The sequence below is a fragment of the Chryseobacterium sp. FW101-FHT12H09 genome (assembly GCF_058790395.1).
The window spans coordinates 222905-241850 of the sequence record NZ_JBYTCP010000003.1; the positions used below are offsets into that span (position 1 = coordinate 222905).

General features: G+C 33.1%; 20 protein-coding genes. All 20 read right to left on the reverse strand.

The features are described 5' to 3' along the window. Positions 1-83: 83 nt before the first annotated feature. The gene (locus tag AC3WRL_RS11740) at positions 84-791 is read right to left on the reverse strand and encodes an SDR family oxidoreductase (protein WP_492330346.1); all 708 of its coding nucleotides are present in this window, start codon (positions 789-791) and stop codon (positions 84-86) included. A 79-nt stretch (positions 792-870) separates the two neighbouring features. Beyond that, positions 871-1887: a T9SS type A sorting domain-containing protein gene (locus AC3WRL_RS11745; protein WP_492330347.1), complete on the reverse strand. Its 1017-nt coding sequence runs from the start codon at positions 1885-1887 to the stop codon at positions 871-873. Between the two features lie 470 nt (positions 1888-2357). Continuing rightward, entirely contained in the window at positions 2358-3230 is an 873-nt protein-coding gene (locus AC3WRL_RS11750; protein ID WP_214824359.1) for a T9SS type A sorting domain-containing protein, read from the reverse strand. Positions 3231-3537: 307 nt separating this feature from the next. Then, positions 3538-4917, reverse strand: a complete 1380-nt coding sequence (locus AC3WRL_RS11755) for a dipeptidase (protein ID WP_214824356.1) — start codon at positions 4915-4917, stop codon at positions 3538-3540. A 168-nt stretch (positions 4918-5085) separates the two neighbouring features. Then, positions 5086-5367, reverse strand: a complete 282-nt coding sequence (locus tag AC3WRL_RS11760) for a hypothetical protein (protein WP_214824353.1) — start codon at positions 5365-5367, stop codon at positions 5086-5088. Positions 5368-5422: 55 nt separating this feature from the next. After that, positions 5423-6571 carry a class I SAM-dependent methyltransferase gene (locus tag AC3WRL_RS11765; RefSeq protein ID WP_353050420.1) on the reverse strand — a complete coding sequence of 383 codons (1149 nt, stop codon included), beginning with the start codon at positions 6569-6571 and terminating at the stop codon, positions 5423-5425. 32 nt (positions 6572-6603) lie between these two features. Further along, the gene (locus AC3WRL_RS11770; RefSeq protein ID WP_261512406.1) at positions 6604-6729 is read right to left on the reverse strand and encodes a GxxExxY protein; all 126 of its coding nucleotides are present in this window, start codon (positions 6727-6729) and stop codon (positions 6604-6606) included. Between the two features lie 99 nt (positions 6730-6828). Beyond that, positions 6829-7269 carry a DinB family protein gene (locus tag AC3WRL_RS11775; protein WP_261512407.1) on the reverse strand — a complete coding sequence of 147 codons (441 nt, stop codon included), beginning with the start codon at positions 7267-7269 and terminating at the stop codon, positions 6829-6831. After that, positions 7269-8432 carry a methylmalonyl-CoA mutase family protein gene (locus AC3WRL_RS11780; RefSeq protein WP_214824348.1) on the reverse strand — a complete coding sequence of 388 codons (1164 nt, stop codon included), beginning with the start codon at positions 8430-8432 and terminating at the stop codon, positions 7269-7271. The genes AC3WRL_RS11775 and AC3WRL_RS11780 overlap by 1 nt, the downstream gene beginning before the upstream one ends. Before the next feature lie 40 nt (positions 8433-8472). Continuing rightward, the gene (locus AC3WRL_RS11785) at positions 8473-8826 is read right to left on the reverse strand and encodes an FtsB family cell division protein (RefSeq protein ID WP_214824346.1); all 354 of its coding nucleotides are present in this window, start codon (positions 8824-8826) and stop codon (positions 8473-8475) included. A 1-nt stretch (position 8827) separates the two neighbouring features. Beyond that, on the reverse strand, positions 8828-9442 hold the full coding sequence (gene udk / locus AC3WRL_RS11790; RefSeq protein WP_072406162.1) for a uridine kinase: 615 nt from the start codon (positions 9440-9442) through the stop codon (positions 8828-8830). Between the two features lie 124 nt (positions 9443-9566). After that, entirely contained in the window at positions 9567-11408 is a 1842-nt protein-coding gene (locus AC3WRL_RS11795) for a T9SS type A sorting domain-containing protein (protein ID WP_261512408.1), read from the reverse strand. Between the two features lie 135 nt (positions 11409-11543). Then, the gene (locus AC3WRL_RS11800; protein ID WP_214824335.1) at positions 11544-11849 is read right to left on the reverse strand and encodes an ATP-dependent Clp protease adaptor ClpS; all 306 of its coding nucleotides are present in this window, start codon (positions 11847-11849) and stop codon (positions 11544-11546) included. Between the two features lie 11 nt (positions 11850-11860). Then, positions 11861-13219, reverse strand: coding sequence for a hemolysin family protein (locus AC3WRL_RS11805; protein ID WP_214824333.1), 1359 nt, complete (start codon positions 13217-13219; stop codon positions 11861-11863). Between the two features lie 248 nt (positions 13220-13467). Beyond that, positions 13468-14958 carry a carboxylesterase/lipase family protein gene (locus AC3WRL_RS11810; RefSeq protein WP_492330348.1) on the reverse strand — a complete coding sequence of 497 codons (1491 nt, stop codon included), beginning with the start codon at positions 14956-14958 and terminating at the stop codon, positions 13468-13470. Positions 14959-15055: 97 nt separating this feature from the next. Continuing rightward, positions 15056-15919 (reverse strand): ATP synthase F1 subunit gamma, encoded by an 864-nt coding sequence (gene atpG / locus AC3WRL_RS11815; protein WP_214824328.1) that lies wholly within the window; start codon positions 15917-15919, stop codon positions 15056-15058. Between the two features lie 66 nt (positions 15920-15985). Beyond that, positions 15986-17563, reverse strand: coding sequence for a F0F1 ATP synthase subunit alpha (gene atpA, locus AC3WRL_RS11820; RefSeq protein ID WP_214824326.1), 1578 nt, complete (start codon positions 17561-17563; stop codon positions 15986-15988). Positions 17564-17581: 18 nt separating this feature from the next. Beyond that, complete coding sequence (gene atpH, locus AC3WRL_RS11825; protein WP_214824325.1) at positions 17582-18121, reverse strand: ATP synthase F1 subunit delta; 540 nt, start codon at positions 18119-18121, stop codon at positions 17582-17584. Between the two features lie 2 nt (positions 18122-18123). Continuing rightward, on the reverse strand, positions 18124-18618 hold the full coding sequence (locus tag AC3WRL_RS11830) for a F0F1 ATP synthase subunit B (protein WP_214824322.1): 495 nt from the start codon (positions 18616-18618) through the stop codon (positions 18124-18126). Positions 18619-18721: 103 nt separating this feature from the next. Next, positions 18722-18940 carry an ATP synthase F0 subunit C gene (locus AC3WRL_RS11835; RefSeq protein ID WP_007844726.1) on the reverse strand — a complete coding sequence of 73 codons (219 nt, stop codon included), beginning with the start codon at positions 18938-18940 and terminating at the stop codon, positions 18722-18724. Between the last annotated feature and the right edge of the window lie 6 nt (positions 18941-18946).

The following is an 18946-nucleotide window of genomic DNA, read 5'->3' on the forward strand; positions in this document are numbered from 1 at the left end:
GATTAATTTCTGTAAATATAAATAAAAAATATATTATGCATGCATAATACTTATGATTTTATTATTCAATACATTAAATGTAATTACTTACCTGGTTTTGTTGCCCTAAACTCTATCTTACTAGGCAAAACCCGTGGGTTCATTTTTAAAATATCCAATACCAAATTCCCCATATCTTCGGGCTGGATTTTCCATTCATCCTTTTCAGAAACTACATTTCCATTGAAATTTGTTGCTACAGAACCTGGCATGATCACCGTTGTTTTAATATTGTATTTTCTAAGGTCTATCATAGCAGCTTGTGTAAATCCTACAACTCCAAATTTTGAAGCATTATACCCGGTACCATTTTCAAAGAAATTAGCTCCAGCCAAACTTGAAATTGTGATATAATATCCTTCTGACTTTTTCAACTCTTCTACTGATGCTTTTAATGTGTAAAAAGCACCTGTTAAATTAGTTTCTATCATAGAATTCCATTCCTCAGAAGTTAATTCATCTACCGGTTTAAATATCCCTAATCCAGCGTTAGCAATAACAAAATCTAATTTTCCGAATTTATCTATGGTATATCTGATAGCTTCTTCTTCACTTTCCAAGCTTCTCACATCAGAAACAATTCCTAATACCTGACTGGAATATTTTTGTAATTCTTTTTCCGCTTCCATTACATCTTCCCGTTTTCTTCCTGAGAACGCAACAGATACTCCATTCTCAAGCAAAATTTTAGCTATTCCAAAACCTATACCTTTGGTTCCACCTGTTATATAGGCAACTTTATTCTCGATCATATATTTCACTTTAATTTCTCTAAAATAAAAAAAACGCTTCAATTGAAGCGTTTTATTGGGACTAAGATTTATCAGTAATTTATTTTTTAATGAATTTTTTAGAAAATTGCTCCCCTTTGGTTTCAATAGAAAGGATATACACTCCTGGAAGAAGATTTCTTACATCTATTTTATCACCATTAAGTTTAGCGTTTATGCTTCTTCCCGCCGCATTAAAAATTTCAGCTTTAGTAATCTGTGACTTTGATTGTATAGTAATAAAATCAGTTGCAGGATTAGGATAAACTGAAATATCATTTTCTTTCGCAACAGCCTCTTTTGTCGCTAATACTGTCGTATTTTTAGCGGTTAACATATAGTTATCAAAAGAAGTGATGTGAGCCACTGTATTTCCTGAACCAACTACTGAAACAAAATCCATTTCATACGGATCTATGCCTGCAGCAAGCGGTATATAATTTGAAGCAGGGCTATAAACAACACCTCCAGGTCCTGTCCATGTAACCGCTCCTGTGGTTTTATTAAATGTGCACTTTAATGTGATCCATGTATTTGCAGGATAAGTATAGGTGTTTGGCTCCAAATAAAAAAGAATATTCCCCATTGCCCCACTATTAGTATTGTGATAGTTTGCTATACCAACAACTCTTTGTGTAGCAAATTCATATCCAGCTCCAAGCAGCGTTTTATGGGTTGTCTCATCATAAACTAAAACAGTTGCTCTACCCACGCCACCTGTCACACTTCCAGTGTATAAATTAAATTCCAGTTCAAGGATATTATTTCCTGGTGTTCTTGCAGCCCACGCAGCAGGCAGTCCATCTTTCCACATATACTTTGTTCCTGTTGCGGTTGAACTTCCCGTAAGCTGCAAAGATTTGTCATGAGAAGCATCGATATTTACAATTTGTGCATCTGAATTTTGACCTCCTGCAAAATCTGTACGAAACCCACCTTGCCCCAAAGTAGTCGGGGTCACGGTTGTACCGACATTTCCTATATTATAGGAATTAAAATTATCTTCTTGTAAAGATTGGGCATTTAATGTCTGTAATAAAACAAATAAAAATGCATTAATTAGTAAAATTTTTTTCATAAGATTTTTTTTAATTTGATATTATTATTGAAACTATTTATAATTAGCTTCTATTGATAAGACAACAAAAGTTAAAAAAGGTTGCCTGTGAATAAAAAAATAAACAAAATGTCTCCTATCAATGAATTTAAAAAACATAATCATTTATTAAGATGCATTTTTGACAAGTTATTTGTTTAATTTTCTGAAATTCTTTAATTCTATGATTAGCAAAATTGATCGTTACAAAGCTATTTTGGTATTAAGAGATTACCAATACTTAAAAACAAGTAATTATTTATACCTGATATTAGGTATTTTTAGTATTACAAGTTTTAAGTAGATTACAAATTAGTCTTATAATAAAAGTATTATTTACATCAAAATCTATAAAACTGTAAACATTCACACTTGTCTAATTGAATGTATATACAAAAAAAGCGCTCCAATTGGAGCGCTGTATGTTTATGTAAATTAAGATTTACCTGTAATTATTCTTTAATAATTTTTTGAATATATACTTTTCCATCATTAGCTTTAACTTTTAAAATATAGTTTCCTTTTGGATAGCTTGATACATTCACTTCGTTCACATTTTTGTTATTTCCGATAGAAGTAACTACTCTACCATTCATATCAAAAATATCTATTCCTTCAGATTTCAAATTGTTTCCAAATTTAAATTTCAGGACATCTTTAACTGGATTTGGATAAACCTGTAGATCTTTAGAATTAATTACCTCTGTAACTCCTAAAGTATTTTGTCCTGTAACTGTAATAACCCATCTTGCTGAACCAAAAGCCGCCAAGGCACCTGTTCCGGTTGCAATAGGTGTATCAATACCACAAGCCTCTGAAGACAAATATGAAGGTGCTGTTTGCGCACTTGCATTAGTTCCTAAATAAAAAGACTGTGGTGGGGTAGTACCACTACCATCATGAAATAGTTCTACTATAAATGTACCTCCTGCAGGAACAATTTGCGAAAGACCAGTTCCAGTGTTTACCATTCCTAACACGTTAGCTGGTGTTACATTAACCGTTGTTGTTCCAAGAAAAGTAGGAGTTCCTGTTGGAAATGTACCAACTAAAGTATAAAGATTGACCTCCACAGGAAGAGTTGTACTAGCAGTTTGAACTCCAAACGCTACATTAGTAATATTATAGTTATAGTTAATCCCATAATCGGATAATTTAAAAACTCTATAATATGAATTATCTGAAGTAAAGCCTCCAGCTTGATTTCCGCAGGCAACAGAACCAGTTGATACTACTGTATTCTGTGTTGCGTTTTGTGATATTACTTGTGCAAAGGTTGTACCTGCAAATATTACAACCGCTAAAGATGTAAAGATTTTTCTCATGATATTATTTTTTAGTTATTTTTGTAAAGATATTTTTTTTTCTTGATTAAAAAAAATTTTAATTTAAAAAATATATAATCAAAAATAATCAGTCATATAAACAATAAAATAAACAACACAATACACTATTAAGTGAAAAATAAGTATTTTTATATTATTTTTTATAATTAATAAAATAAACCATTAAGTATTTTTTATTTAAAATATAACCATCAAAAAAGAGAATGCCCATTACAGGCATTCTCTTTTTTGATTTTAAGCTTAGTGGTTAATTACTTTAACAATAATTATCTTTCACAAATAGCTTTTATTTTGAATAGTTTTCGAAGAATAATGGAATACTTTCAATTCCTTTATAGAAATTGAATAAGCCATAATGTTCATTGGGAGAATGGATAGCATCGGAATCCAGACCAAAGCCCATTAAAACAGATTTCGCACCTAATACTTTTTCAAACATAGAGGTGATAGGAATACTTCCGCCTCCTCTGTAAGGTAATACTTCTTTTCCAAATGCTGTTTCCATTGCTTGTTTTGCAGCTGCAAATTCTTTGGTATCAGTTGGCAAAACATAAGGCATCCCTCCATGATGTGGAGTAACTTTCACTCTAACAGTATCAGGAGCAATTTTCTCGAAATATTTTGTAAATTTTTCTGTAATCTCTTCCGGAGTTTGATAAGGAACCAAACGCATTGAAATCTTTGCAAAAGCTTTTGAAGGAATAACTGTTTTTGCTCCTTCTCCTGTGTAACCTCCCCAAATCCCATTACAGTCTAAAGTAGGACGGATAGAAGTTCTCTCCAAGGTTGTATATCCTTTTTCTCCTTCTACATTGCCAAGACCAATTGCTTTTTTAAACTCTTCTGGATTATCTTTCAATTTATTCATTTCAGCTCTTTCTTCATCTGAAACTACATCCACATTATCGTAAAAACCATCAATCGTAATATGTCCATCTTCATCGATCAATTTTGCAATCATCCTTGAAAGAACATGAATAGGGTTTGGAACAGCTCCTCCATAAAGGCCAGAATGTAAATCTCTGTTCGGCCCTTCCACTTCTACTTCTACATAACTTAAACCTCTTAAACCTGTAGTAACAGTAGGTTGTTCGTTGCTATAAATATGGGTGTCAGAAATTAAAATGCAATCGCAAGCTAATTTCTCTTTGTTTTCATTTACAAAATCTCCCAAGCTTACAGATCCAACTTCTTCTTCTCCTTCTAAAATAAACTTAACATTACAAGGAAGAGAATTGGTTTTCATCATTGCTTCAAAAGCTTTCAGGTGCATGAAAAATTGACCTTTATCATCTGCAGAACCTCTTGCAAAAATTGCCCCATCAGGATGAAGTTCAGTTTTTTCAATATAAGGTTCGAAAGGTGGTTTTTTCCACAGTTCTAATGGATCAGCAGGTTGAACATCATAATGTCCATAAACCAATACCGTTGGCAGGCTTTTATCTAAAATTTTCTCACCAAAAACAATAGGATAGCCTTTTGTCTGGCATACTTCAACATTATCAGCACCAGCATTCTTAAGATGTGTTGCACATACCTCTGCACATTTCAATACATCACCTTTGTAAGCAGGATCTGCAGAAATAGAAGGAATTCTCAATAACTCAAATAACTCATCTACGAAACGCTGTTTGTTTTCGTTGATGTAATTTAATGTCTCTTGCATTGTAAAAATTTGTTTTGTTAAAATTAAAGAAAATGGGTCGCAGGAGCAAGCAAAAACAGAGAATTTTCCCTGGAATCTATATTTATCGGAAATTTAGAAATTATCAACGTTTTAAAACAAAAAATGCCTTACAGTTTTGCAAGACATTTTTATATTTTCTACTAATAATTAGTGTTCAGCTTTAGCTTTCTCAGCTTCTACAGGCTTTGCAGTGGTAGCGCTATCTTTTTTTGGAGCCTCAGCATCCTGTTTTTCAGTAACACCAGCTTCTTTGTGCTCTGCAGCAGCTTCATGCCCCTTACCATGAGCTTCTCCACCTCCTTGCGCGTCATCAGAATATCTTTCTGCTCCTTCTTCCAGTTTTAAGGTATTCTTATTCCCTCCAGCTTGTATTTTCTTACAGCTTACTGCTACACTTGCAATGGCTAAACATATAATTAATTTTCTCATGCTTAAATTTTAGATTGCCCAAAATTAAGAAATCTTGCCTCTTTTGGCAACATTTTTATATTGATTTTAAAATAATTTTTCCTTTTTTGGATTGGGTAAAAATAAGATATTGCTCACCACCATCCTTTAAACCATATTTCTTCTTAATTTCATCTGGCTTCAGAGGATAGTTCTTAGAAATAATATTAAATTGCTCTTTCTTTTTAATCTTCTTACTATCAATAACTTCCATCTCTAAAACTCTCCCAGGAAAATTACTGATCATTTTATCGGAAGTGTAAATATGGGTATTGGGATGAAGTTTCTCCAAATTAAATTTTTCTGAAATTAAATTAAAGATTCCACATTTTAATATTGAATTATTGGGTAAATAAATAAATCTTTCAGGCTCAGTATATTCAGAGTGAGCATTTTCTTCTTCACCAAATTGAAATGTAAAAGGTGATTCATTAACCTCCAGGTTCACACAATGGCAAATAATATTTCCTGAATTTTTATTTGACAAAGATATAACAACCTCCTTTACATCATTTCTGACAGCAATAATATCAATTCTTGAAATGTGCTTTACTACAGATATCAGATACTTCAAATCAATCAATGGTGATAGTTTTATAATAACTTCATTTGAGATAGATAGTAAATGATCCTGAATTTCTAAAATATCGGGAGACAAGTCTTCTAAAAGAAAAACTTTATTCTTGTTGCTATCCCTTCTTGCGGGATCTAAATATATAACATCAAAAAAATCTTTATTTTCACTTAAAAAATCTTCCAGATTTGTGTTGATGAATTTTGCTTTTTTTCCTAAAACAGTCCAATTATGTTCAACAATCTTTAAGAGCTCTGTATTCTGTTCTATTAAGGTAACATCTTTAAAATTTTGGGATAGGTAATAAGCATCTATTCCAAAGCCACTTGTAAGATCAATAAACTTATTCCCATGTAAAGATTCTGATTTATAAAGGGCTGTTTTTTCTGAAGATGCTTGCTCTAAATTAAGCTGTGGTGGAAAAACAATTTCATTGTGCAGTAAAAAGGGGAATTTTTTCAATGCCACTTGTTTTCCTTTTATTTGCTGAACAATTTCCTGAATCGTCACTTCAGGAAATGGAGATTTTTTCAATAATAAAGAATGCAAATCTGAATTTGTATTTGCATTAATGAATTCTTGAACCTTTTGGTCTAGTATTTTGTTTCCCACAGATTTCACAAATATCACAGATTAAAAAACCATTAATCAATAGTTCCATTTATTTTTCTAATTATACTTTTAGCAATAAAGTCTGTATTAAAATTAATTAATATGCCCAACTTAAAACCAGTTAATTTAAAATAAGTTAATAATTGTTTGTGATGCACTTTTCATTTTCATTCATTTGTGTAGTTTTATTTGAAGTAATTTACAAATCAGTGTGATTTGTGAAATCTGTGGGAACAAAAATTTACTCCAATAAATATTTATCTTTTGTAAAAGATATAATCCGTTAATAATGGCTCAACCCCACTTTGCTTTAATAAAGAGTTGATCTGACCTCTATGATAAGTTGAATGATTAATAGCATGAAAAAGCATCTCAAACACACTATTTTCAAATTTGGTGCCTCTTGAATTTTGATAACCTATTCTGTTATCTAAATTAAAATTTTGAACAATCTGAATACTTTTTAAAAAATTCTGATGGTTGATTTCTTCCAGATCTTCAAGTGGATTTATCTGCCAAACCCCAAACGGTTGTTCTCCCAATATTCTTGCATTCCAGATTTGTTGAGCGTCAAGCGTATGGTTTATCAATGCAATGGTTTTTTCATCAATTTTCGAGATTTCTTCTTTAATAAGTTTTATAATTTCTCGATTATAATGATGAGTATATTCAAATAAATCAATTAACTTTTCATTCATTACTCAAACATTTCTGCCCAACGGACCGGTTTTATTTCTTTCTCGTTGTAAAGCTCTTTAATTGACCTTTTAACTTCTAGTTTTGGATAAAGATTCACTCCGATCAGCTTTATTTTACCTTCTTCAACCCATTTTTGTTCTTCAATGGCTTGATCATAGATCTTCTTCTGTACAATTCCTTGTTTAATTAATTCCAAATACCCTCCTGCATCTTCTATTTCCAGGAATAAGTCCCATGATTTATCTGCAATCTGTTGAGTTAGATCCTCAACATAATAACTACCATTAGAAGCGTCTTCAAATACATTAATTATACTTTCATAAGCTAATACAATCTGCTGCTTGAAAGAGATCTCTTGTGAGTTTTCAGAGCTTTTTTCAATCTTATAATCGTTACTATAAACAGCATCAGCCCCACCTATCATAGCAGCTGCAAGCTCTAATGTGGAACGGATAAGGTTATTTTCACTATCTGAAAACGCTTTATTTCTTAGAGAAGTTTCTGCAAAAATATATGGAATCAGATCTAAATTATATTCTTTTGAAAGTTGATTAAAAATCAATTTGAAAGCTCTTATTTTGGCCATTTCAAAGAAGTAATTGCTTCCAACTGCTATCCTGAAAATTAGTTTGTTTAAAATTTCAGTTCCAAAGACTTCAACAAGTTCTTTAGATTTTGCCAGACCAATACCTAACTGCTGAAAGATCGCAGCTCCTGAATTTTGATGAAGAGAAATATCTACGCAAATATTCCTTCTAAAGTCTTTAGCAAGTAATTCTTTGACAAGTTGTTCATTAATTATCCCTTCTTTTTCATCGAACACATCGATTAATGAGAAATACTGATCTTCATCTTTTGGACTGATATGTTCGGCAAGGTCTTTATTATTAACAAAAATTGTTTTTTGCTCAAGGTTTTCTACATTCTGATCCAAAAGGAAAGCAAAAACGTCATCTTCTAAACTTTCATGGTAATTAGATACTAAATGTGTACTTTCTTCAACTTTTGGCAGATTTACTAAAGGTTTTTGTACTGCACTATAAAAAGGCTTTACAACAATTCCTTCTAAATTTTCTTTTTTCAGAATGGTATAAATATCTTCTGTTTTAAGTTGCTTTTTTACTAAATTTTCCCAGTCGGGAAATGTATTTATATTTGACATTTAGTTGAAAGTTATGAGTTAAGAGAATAATTTATGAATCCTATTTTTTAGGAATATTTGTACTGTCTACCACCAGAATAAAGATCTCTTCATCTGGTTTTTTCATAAAATAATTTTCTCTTGCGTATTTTTCTTTTTCAGATTTATTGTTCATCAGTTTTTTATAAAACGTATCGTTCTTTTCATACTCGGTTTTATAATACTGTAATTGTTCCTGGTATTTATTAATCTCACCATTAAGTTCATTAATTACCAAGAACGAAGTTTTATCAAAAAAAACCATCCAAACCAAAAATAAACAGATAGTGATAAAATACCTGTTTACAATGTATTTTTGAAGAAGCTTTAATACTTCTGATTTTGGTTGTATGTCTTTAATTAATTTATTTGCCATTTTAGTGTTTTCTCAACGAGTTTTTTATAACAGTAGTTAAAAAATCAATCGCTACGGAATTTTGTTTCATATTAGGGATAATAAGATCGGCTTCATTTTTTGAAGGCTCGATAAATTCCTGATGCATTGGTTTCAAAGTGGTTTGATAGCGATGTAAAACTTCACTTAAATCTCTTCCTCTTTCCTGAGTATCTCTTCTAATCCTCCTAATTAGTCTTTCATCTGAATCTGCATGAACAAAAACTTTCAAATCAAATTCTTTCAATAACTCCTTATTAGTAAGTACCAAAATTCCCTCCACAACCAAAACATTTTTAGGTTCTACAGTAACATGATCTCCGGTTCTGGAATGAGTAACAAAGCTGTAAATCGGCTGTTCAATAGGTTCATTATTTTTTAAAGCTTTTACATGTTTTAACATCAGTTCAAAATCTATTGACTTCGGGTGGTCATAATTTAAAGCTTCCCTTTCAGTCAGTGTAAGATTATGGTTATCATGATAATAATTATCCTGAGAAAGGATGTTCATTCCTTCGATATCAAGCTGTTGGAGTATTTTATCAACAACTGTAGTTTTGCCGGATCCTGTTCCTCCTGCAATTCCTATTACAAGCATTCTTTTTGAGTTTCTATATAGTTGGGTACAAATATACTATTTTAGTTGAATGCAAGTAAAGTAATGCCTCTGTAATTCTTGAATAAAAAAAAGCCGGCATAAAATGCCGGCTTTCATTAGAGTTTTATTTTTTGATAAATTTAGTAGATAAATTTATGCCTTTCATATTCAATAAGTAGTCACCTGTTTGAAGATTAGAAACATCAACTTTATTTTTACCGTTTCCAATGGTGGTTTCTAAAACTTTTCGGCCTTCCATGTTGTAGATCTCCACTTTTTCTTCTTTAGTTATTTTTAAAGAAATGTTCAATACATCATGTACCGGATTGGGATAAACAGCAATAATTTCTTTTTTAGAAACATCATCAACACTCAGCTGACAGCTGTAAGCTGGTAAAACATATCCTGCAGCAGTAAATTCCTGTGTCATAATAGCAATATCCCCACAAGTGAATCCAAATTGCCCAAGCATATCAATCGCCGCCTGTCTCACTGCAATTGCTGCCTGTTGCTGATTAGTGCTCGATCCTGTCATAGATATTCCCTCCAAAAATGCCCGGTCAGTTTTCGCTCTTCCTATTTGATCATAAATCCTCATAAGAGCAGAAGCCCATATTTGTCCTCTGATGTGAATAGCTCCACTCCCTGGATATAAAGCTGTATAGTTTGTAATTCTTCCTGCCCAGCATTCATTATGTCCATCCCAGCTGAACATCCAATTATATTGTGGAGCAGATGAAGGCCATTGATTAAGGCTTCTGCTATACGACTGAGCCCAATAGTCTCCACATCCCTCGCTCAATCCCTGAACCTGAGACAAATTTCCATTCGTTAACCAATCATGTACTCCATGACCTAACTCATGTAAAATAACATCGGCATCTTCAGCATCATCTACACAGCCTTCGCCAAAAACCAATCTGCCATTACTGTAATAAGAATTATCATCACCATCCACTCCGTGTGGGTCATACCACAATATCCCTTCGTTAGTTAATGGTTTACATACGATATTCAAGGTTTCATTAATGTATCTTAAGCTATTATCTATATGCCAGTAAGCGTTTACCGCCTCAAAACCCTGTTCATTTCTGTTAAACAGGAATTGATTTGTTGCTTGAGTAAACAGCCCTGTTGCCGGTGTTTCTAATTCTTTAATTTCTGCATAAGAACCTTTTAATTTATACACTCCCCCAGCAAAATCTACTTCGGGAATGGTAACCAGAGTTCTTGCAGCATCCAAACTAGCATTAGTTGCATCATCATTATCTATATACTGTCCCCCATAAGTAACCTGCATTTTAGAGAGAGGATCAGGATTGAAAATATAACCCGAGCCGGGTACAAAAGCTTTTTTTGTATTTATTTCTTTATTTGTGCTTTTTTTTCTGGGCTTTTTGATTTCATTTTTATCATGATGATAAAGTGCAATATCCTCTACACTGATTATGTTACCATTTTGTGCATCTACTATTGTTTCCCAGCTTCCGGGATTATCATGAGAATTTGTAAGTACTCTGTAGACAAGTTTTGTTTCACCACTTTTTGTGGCATAAACAAACAGTTTAGTTTCTTCAAAAGTAACTTTCCCTTTTGTTTTTGAAACAGTATGGGCTTTTTGAAGCGCTTCAGAGGCTTTAAGCGAAGGAACTGTATTTACTTCTTCAATATTCTTTTTTAAATTTTCAGTGGAGGTATAAGTGATTTTACCTTCCTTATTGAAGTGTACCAGGATCTCAGATTGAAAAACAGGTACATCTTTCACATATTGTTGAAAGCGCAATGTTTCTCCAGAGGTTCCTTTTTTCACAAAGTTTAGTGTCAGTTGACTACTTTGAATTCCTAGATTCCTAGAATTTTCACTAATCCATTTTTTCGCAGGTGCTTCAAAAGAAGATTCTTGGGCTAATAGGCTGGAAGATGCCAGTACACACCCAAGGAGTAAAGAATTAATTTTTAATCTCATATAATATTTTTTAAGTTGTTTTACTAAAATAGCAAAGATTATTGAGATAAGACCTTCTATTTTAAAATATCTTAATAAAATATTAAATAATTGTAAATAGATCAAAAAAAGCCCCGACATCATGTCAGGGCTATATTATACTATTTCACTTGTTAATTCTCTTGAAATTAATTTTTCGTGCATCGGCTTCAAAACTTCCATTGAGCCTGTTTTTACTGTACATTTACCTTTATAATGTATTAATATGGTACATTGTTCAGCTTGCTCTAAGGTATGTTTGCAGATTTCCACCAAACTATCAATTACATAATCAAAAGTATGAATGTCATCATTGTGTAAAATTAATTTGTAAACATCATCCGTTTCTTCCAACACAAGAACTTCTTCTTCATACTGACGTTTTGGATTTTCGTAATCCCTTATTCCGTTATAAAAAATCATTTTAGAATTATTTAAACTTCTCCTAATCTATCTGCGATATCATTTAAAATATTTGGTCCTTCATAAACCAATTCAACAAGCTCAACGCTCTTATTATTCATTTTTAAGATCTTAAAATGATAATTCTCAAGGTCAAATTCCTGATTTTCAACTGGAATATCTTCCAAAGCATGAAGGATAAAACCTGCTAATGTATTGTATTCACTTTCTTCTGAAGGCGCTAATTTCTTAGGTAAAAATTCATTAATTTCTTCTAAAGGCTGCGTAGCCTGTACCCAATAAATATTGTCTCCAATTTTATCCACCACCTTATCTTCATCATCCTCTTCATCCTGAATCTCACCCACTAATTCTTCAAGTATATCTTCTAGTGTGATAATACCTTCGGTACCACCAAATTCGTCAATCACAATAGCTAAATGTTGCTTTTTCTGTTGGAAAATCTTTAGTAGATCAGAGATCTTTTTACTTCCAACCACAAAGAATGCATCTCGCATCAAGATTTTTAAATCATCATGATTCAGTTCTCCCTTTCTCTTAACAAATTCCCGGATAATCTCTTTTGTATAAAGAATACCTATTACATTATCAATAGAGTCTATATATACAGGAATTCTGGAATAACCACTATCCATAATTTTGTTAATAATATCACTGATATCTTCTTCAAAATCAATTGATGTAATATTTTGCCTCGGAACCATGATTTGTTTCGCAGAATGATCTGTAAAATCAAACGCATTTTTAATGATCTCATAGTTCTCCTCTTCAATTTCTCCACTATCTGCACTTTGTTTTACCAAAAGCTGAAGCTCTTCAGTGGAGTGAATCTCCTGTTCTGAAGCAGGGTGAATTTTCATTAATCTTAAAACCCCATTAGACATGGAATTCATTAACCAAATAAAAGGTTTAAAGATGGTATAGAAAACCCTTAAAGGAACAGCAGTTGCCATTGTCGTAGCCTCTGATTTCCTTATAGCAATTGACTTTGGAATAAGCTCTCCAAAAACAATATGCATAATCGTAATGATAACAAAACTGATTATTAACGATATTGACGTAACAGAAGCTGGGCTCAATTCAAAATTAATTGATATAAAAAGATTTTCGATAACATGATGCAATGCGCTTTCTCCCACCCAACCAAGGGCAAGTGAAGCCAATGTAATTCCTAATTGTGTTGCAGATAAATATTCATCAAGATGTTTTATGATGTGCTCTGCCTGTTTAGCCATAGAATCACCTTCTGCAGCTTTTATCTGAATTTGCGAGTAACGAACTTTAACAATTGAAAATTCTGCGGCTACGAAAAAGCCATTAAGTAATACAAGAAACAAGGCTAACAAAAGCCTGACTATGTCCGAGTCCATTTAGAAAATTATATAAAATTAATTTTTACAAAGATATATAAAATAAAAGTAACAAAAAAAGCATCAATATACTCGATGCTTTAATATTCTGTTAAAAATATTTCTTGCGAATTTTCAGATCTCTGCTTCAGAAATACTACTTAGATATTTTTACAAAAAAAAGTAAAAGTAAAATATCCTTCTAAATTTCATATAGATACCTACGAGCTTTAAAAATAACTTAAGCTATTTATTCTGGAAATTATTGTCTAATTATTTTCCCAAGCCTTACGTACTTCAGCTTCTATATCATTTTCTACTACAACTTCTTTGTCAAAAACTAAAGAAGCTCGTGTTTTCTTGTTATAAAGAGGCCAATTATTTATCTCACTTTTGTTTGGATTGCCCGTGTGAGCAAAGTTGAGCCAAGCTTGTTGCATTGTCTGCGAAAGATTTTGTATTTCCTTTTCATCCGAACCTTTCAACGTTTCTACCACATCGTCTGATTGAAGATTACCAAATGCAAACGGAATTTCTAATGAATGAAAACTACAAAGTCCTGATGTTCTTAAATAATCGCTTGCCCACCTAAAACGGTACATAAAAACAGGATTGCTATCCAACATTGCTGTTGCAATAGTAACAGCAGGCATCCAAATGCTTGCATCACCTCCCATTTTAATGGGTCTTAAATCTGCCGGGATTTCTCTATAAGCTTCTTTAATTTCAGAAGCTGTATTGGGATAATTTTGCTCCAAATAAATATTTATCAGTGTATCATTAACCGGCATAATTTTAGGCACAGGCAACAAAGCAAACATAGTCCCTTCATCTTCATTTGAGCCAACTATTAAAGGTACCTGACTTCCCAAACCTTCCACGACAGACTGCTCTGGACGAAGAGGTAGCATATCATCACCAACTATGGGTTGAAATACGATATTACCCGGAACAAGTTCTGTCATTTCTTCTATGAGTTGTGTAGATGCTTTTAATAAAGTATCAACCGGTATATGAATCAGTTTAGTAAGCTCTGATGGACCGAGTCCTAAGATTTTTAAAAAACGGATTGTCCATTGGGTAGCCGTTTTGGTATCTGTGTAAATACAAGATGAACAAGGACTCTGGGCAATGGCCTTATGAAATAACCCTTTTGACAAAGGTGATCCTAGCTGATTAACAACACTCGCTCCCCCTGCTGATTCGCCAAAAATGGTAATATTTTCAGGATCCCCACCAAAAGCAGCAATATTTTCTTTTACCCACTCAAGTGCTGCTAACTGATCCCGTAAACCATTATTAGAGTCAAAGAGATCATTATCTACTAAATCTTTAGTGTACAAAAAGCCAAATGGACCTAATCTATAATTAATGGTTACTACAACTACATTTCCTATTTTCGCAAAACTAGCGCCATTATAAGCTGGTGTAGAACCTGAGCCTGTTACAAAAGCTCCCCCGTGTATCCAAAAAAGTACGGGCCGTTTGCTATCATCAGCGGCAGGCGACCAAATGTTAAGGAAAAGACAATCTTCACTGGTCTGCTCTTTGAGTGCTTCGGGGCTAATTTGTGGTGCAATTGCACTAAATGCAGTTGTATCTTTTATTCCGCTCCAACTTTGCGGTGGTTTTGGAGCCTTAAATCTTAATTGATTAATAGGCGCTTGGGCGTAAGGTATTCCTTTCCATACAGCAATACCATTTTCTACTGCACCATGTATTTTACCATACTGAGTAGAAACTAATGTAGGGATATTCATATTTGTGTTTTATATCGTCGCGAATATATACATAATACAAATAACAAAAAAAAGCATCGATAAAATCGATGCTTTTTTTTGTTATTTTAATAATTTTTTAAGAATTTTTCAAAGCTTCTGCTCCGGAAACGATTTCCAAGATTTCGTTTGTAATAGCAGCCTGTCTTGCTTTGTTATAGAAGATTACTAAATCATTCTTTAAAGATTGAGCATTATCTGTTGCTTTATGCATTGCAGTCATTCTCGCTCCATGTTCAGATGCTACTGAATCTAAAACAGCTTTGAAAACCTGTGTTTTAATTGACTTTGGAATCAAATTATCCAAAATCTCATTTTTATTAGGTTCAAAAATATAATCTGTTTCTACCTGAGGTTCTGTAGTTTCGGGCATCAAAATCGGAAGAAGCTGTTCTTTAGTAACTTCCTGAGTTGCAGCATTAACAAATTTATTATAAATTAAATAAACTTCGTCAAACTTCCCTTCTTTGAAGCTATTCATTACTCCTTCAGTAAGGTTGGAAACAGCATCAAAGTTCAAATTATCAAAAACAGCGCTTTCATTTGAATATACAGTACGGCTTCTTCTTACAGCATCATATGCTTTTTTACCAATTGTAAGAACTTCGATCTCATATTGAGCGTTATTCTGAAACTGAATATTAAGCTCTTTTACAATAGATGAGTTAAAAGCTCCCGCAAGACCTCTATTTGAAGTAACAGCAATAAAAAGAACTCTTTTAACTTCTCTTTTCTGAGCATAAATAGAAACCTGATCAGGATCTGAACTAGAATTTACATTCTGGATGATTTCTTGTAATTTTTCAGAATAAGGTCTTAACATTACGATTGCATCTTGCGCTTTTTTAAGTTTCGCTGCAGAAACCATTTTCATAGCACGTGTAATCTGCATCGTAGATGAAATTGAACTGATTCTTCCTCGTATTTCTTTTAAGTTTGCCATTTTATGTTTTCAATGTATAAAGTTTAAGGTTCAAAGACTTGCTTCAAACCTTAAACATTGAATTTTTTAATTATATTTTGAAGCTAAATCGTTAGCAGCTTGCTTAAGAACGTCTGTAATTTCATTATCGATTTTCCCAGCTTTAATAGCAGCCATAGTTTCAGGGTGCTTAGATCTTAGGAAAGCGATATATTCAATTTGGAATTCTTTTACTTTTCTGATAGGAACGTTTCTCAACAAGTTCTCAGTACCTGCATATATCATAGCTACCTGGCTATCTACAGGAAGTGGAGAGTTAACTGGTTGCTTAAGAAGTTCCACGTTTCTTTCTCCTTTAGAGATTACTGCTAAAGTAGAAGCATCAAGGTCAGAACCGAATTTAGCAAATGCTTCAAGTTCTTTATATTGAGCCTGGTCAAGTTTTAATGTACCAGAAACTTTTTTCATTGATTTGATCTGTGCATTACCTCCTACTCTCGATACAGAGATACCTACGTTAATTGCAGGACGAACTCCGGAGTTGAATAAATCAGATTCCAAGAAGATCTGTCCATCTGTAATCGAAATTACGTTAGTAGGAATATATGCAGAAACGTCACCAGCTTGAGTTTCAATAATTGGAAGTGCAGTTAATGAACCACCACCTTTTACTAAAGGTCTTAAAGACTCAGGTAAGTCATTCATTTGGCTTGCGATAGTATCATCAGCAATTACTTTTGCAGCTCTTTCCAATAATCTTGAGTGAAGATAGAAAACGTCTCCAGGGTAAGCTTCACGTCCCGGTGGTCTTCTTAATAGTAGAGAAAGCTCACGGTAAGCAACAGCTTGTTTAGATAAATCATCATAAACAATAAGAGCTGGTCTACCAGTGTCTCTGAAGAACTCTCCGATAGAAGCACCTGCCATAGCAGAATACACCTGCATTGGAACCGGATCTGATGCATTAGCTGCAACAATAACCGTATACTCTAAAGCTCCTTTATCAGAAAGCGTTTTAACGATTTGAGCTACTGTAGAAGCTTTCTGTCCGATTGCAACATATATACAATATACAGGCTTTCCTGCATCAAAAAATTCTTTTTGGTTGATGATCGTATCAATAGCAACAGTAGTTTTACCTGTTTGTCTGTCACCAATGATAAGCTCTCTTTGTCCTCTTCCTACAGGAATCATAGAGTCGATAGCAACGATACCTGTCTGTAACGGTTCAGTTACCGGTTGTCTAAAGATAACTCCAGGAGCTTTTCTTTCCAATGGCATTTCATATAAATCCCCAGTAATAGGACCTTTACCATCGATAGGGTTACCAAGAGTATCTACTACTCTTCCTAACATTCCTTCTCCTACTTTAATAGAAGAAATTCTTTTTGTTCTTCTTACTGTATCTCCTTCTCTAACTAATTTACTTTCTCCCAAAAGAGCAACACCTACGTTGTCTTCTTCAAGGTTAAGTACAATACCTTCTACATCACTAGAAAATTTAACCAACTCTCCGTATTGTACGTTTTCTAACCCGTATACACGAGCAATTCCATCACCGATGGTTAAAACTGTACCTACTTCCTCAACGTTTGATTGAGTATCGAAGTTGGCCAATTGCTGTTTTAAGATCGCAGATACTTCTGCCGGATTTATTTCTGCCATTGTATGGTTGTTTTTATCTTAATTTAATTGAAAATCTTTTTTAACCTGATTCAGTTTGTTTTTCACAGATGCATCGATCTGCTGGTCTCCCACTCTTAAAATATAACCTCCTAAAATTTTAGGATTCACATTTACTTTCAAATCGAAATTTGAAGTATTACTAACCAAATTGGTAGATTTCAAAATTTGATCTATATTCTCTTTTGAAAGCTCAGTAGCCGTAGTAAGCGTTATTCTTAATACACCATTGATATCTTCCACTTTGTTGATAAATTCCTGAGCGATATTCTTAAGTTGATTTTCACGTCCTTGTTTAATAACCAATCTGATTAAATTCTGAGAAGAAAGTGATAAACCTTTAAAAATCTCATTTGCTACTTCTGTTTTCTTTTTAGCATCAATGTAAGGGGTAAGGAAGAATTTGTTTAAATCCACGGATTCAGACATTAACTTCACTACATCTTTCATTTCAGAAAACACAGTAGCTGTCTGTCCGGATTCATTTGTGAAATCCAGCAAACCTTGTGCATATCTTTTAGCTACTTTAGATGTAAGCATTATTAGTTAAGATTAGATTTGTTTAAATAATTTTGAACCAACTCGTTTTGAGCTTCGTTGTTGTCTAATTTTTGTTTAAGGATAGACTCAGCGATATTTACAGATAAAGCACCAATTTGAGTTTTGATATCTGCCATAGCAGCATTTTTCTCAGTTTCAATAGTCTGTTTAGCCGCTGCGATCAATTTATCGCCTTCAGATTTAGCAACATCTTTAGCTTCTCCTACAATTCTATCTTTAATTTCTCTTGCTTCTTTAAGGATAGCATCTCTTTCAATTTTAGCTTCACGAATGATTCTTTCGTTATCAGCTTTAAGATCTTCCATTTCTTTTTTAGCCAATTTAGCTTGATTTAATGCATCAACAATAGAAGTTTCTCTGTCGTTTACTGCATTAACAATTGGTTTCCAAGCGAATTTTGCTAAAAGAAACAACAGGATAACAAAAGTAAGCGTCATCCAAAACAAAAGTCCAATTCCAGGTTCAATAATTCCCATATCTGTAAATTCTTTTTTTAATGTGATAATTTTATGGATATCTTTTTAAAATTCTTAGCAGCAGCCAACCGCTTCACTGCTAAGAATATTTCTTTGAGGATAATTACTTGATGAAAGCACCAAAGATGATCGCGATAAGACCAGCACCTTCAATAAGACCAGCAGCAATAAGCATTGCTCCTTGAATCTTACCAGCTTGTTCTGGTTGTCTAGCGATAGCATCCATTGCGTGACCTCCGATTTTACCAATACCAAGACCTACTCCTAATACTGCTAAACCAATTCCTACGTAAATTAATCCTGCTCCAGTTGATAAATCCATAATAAA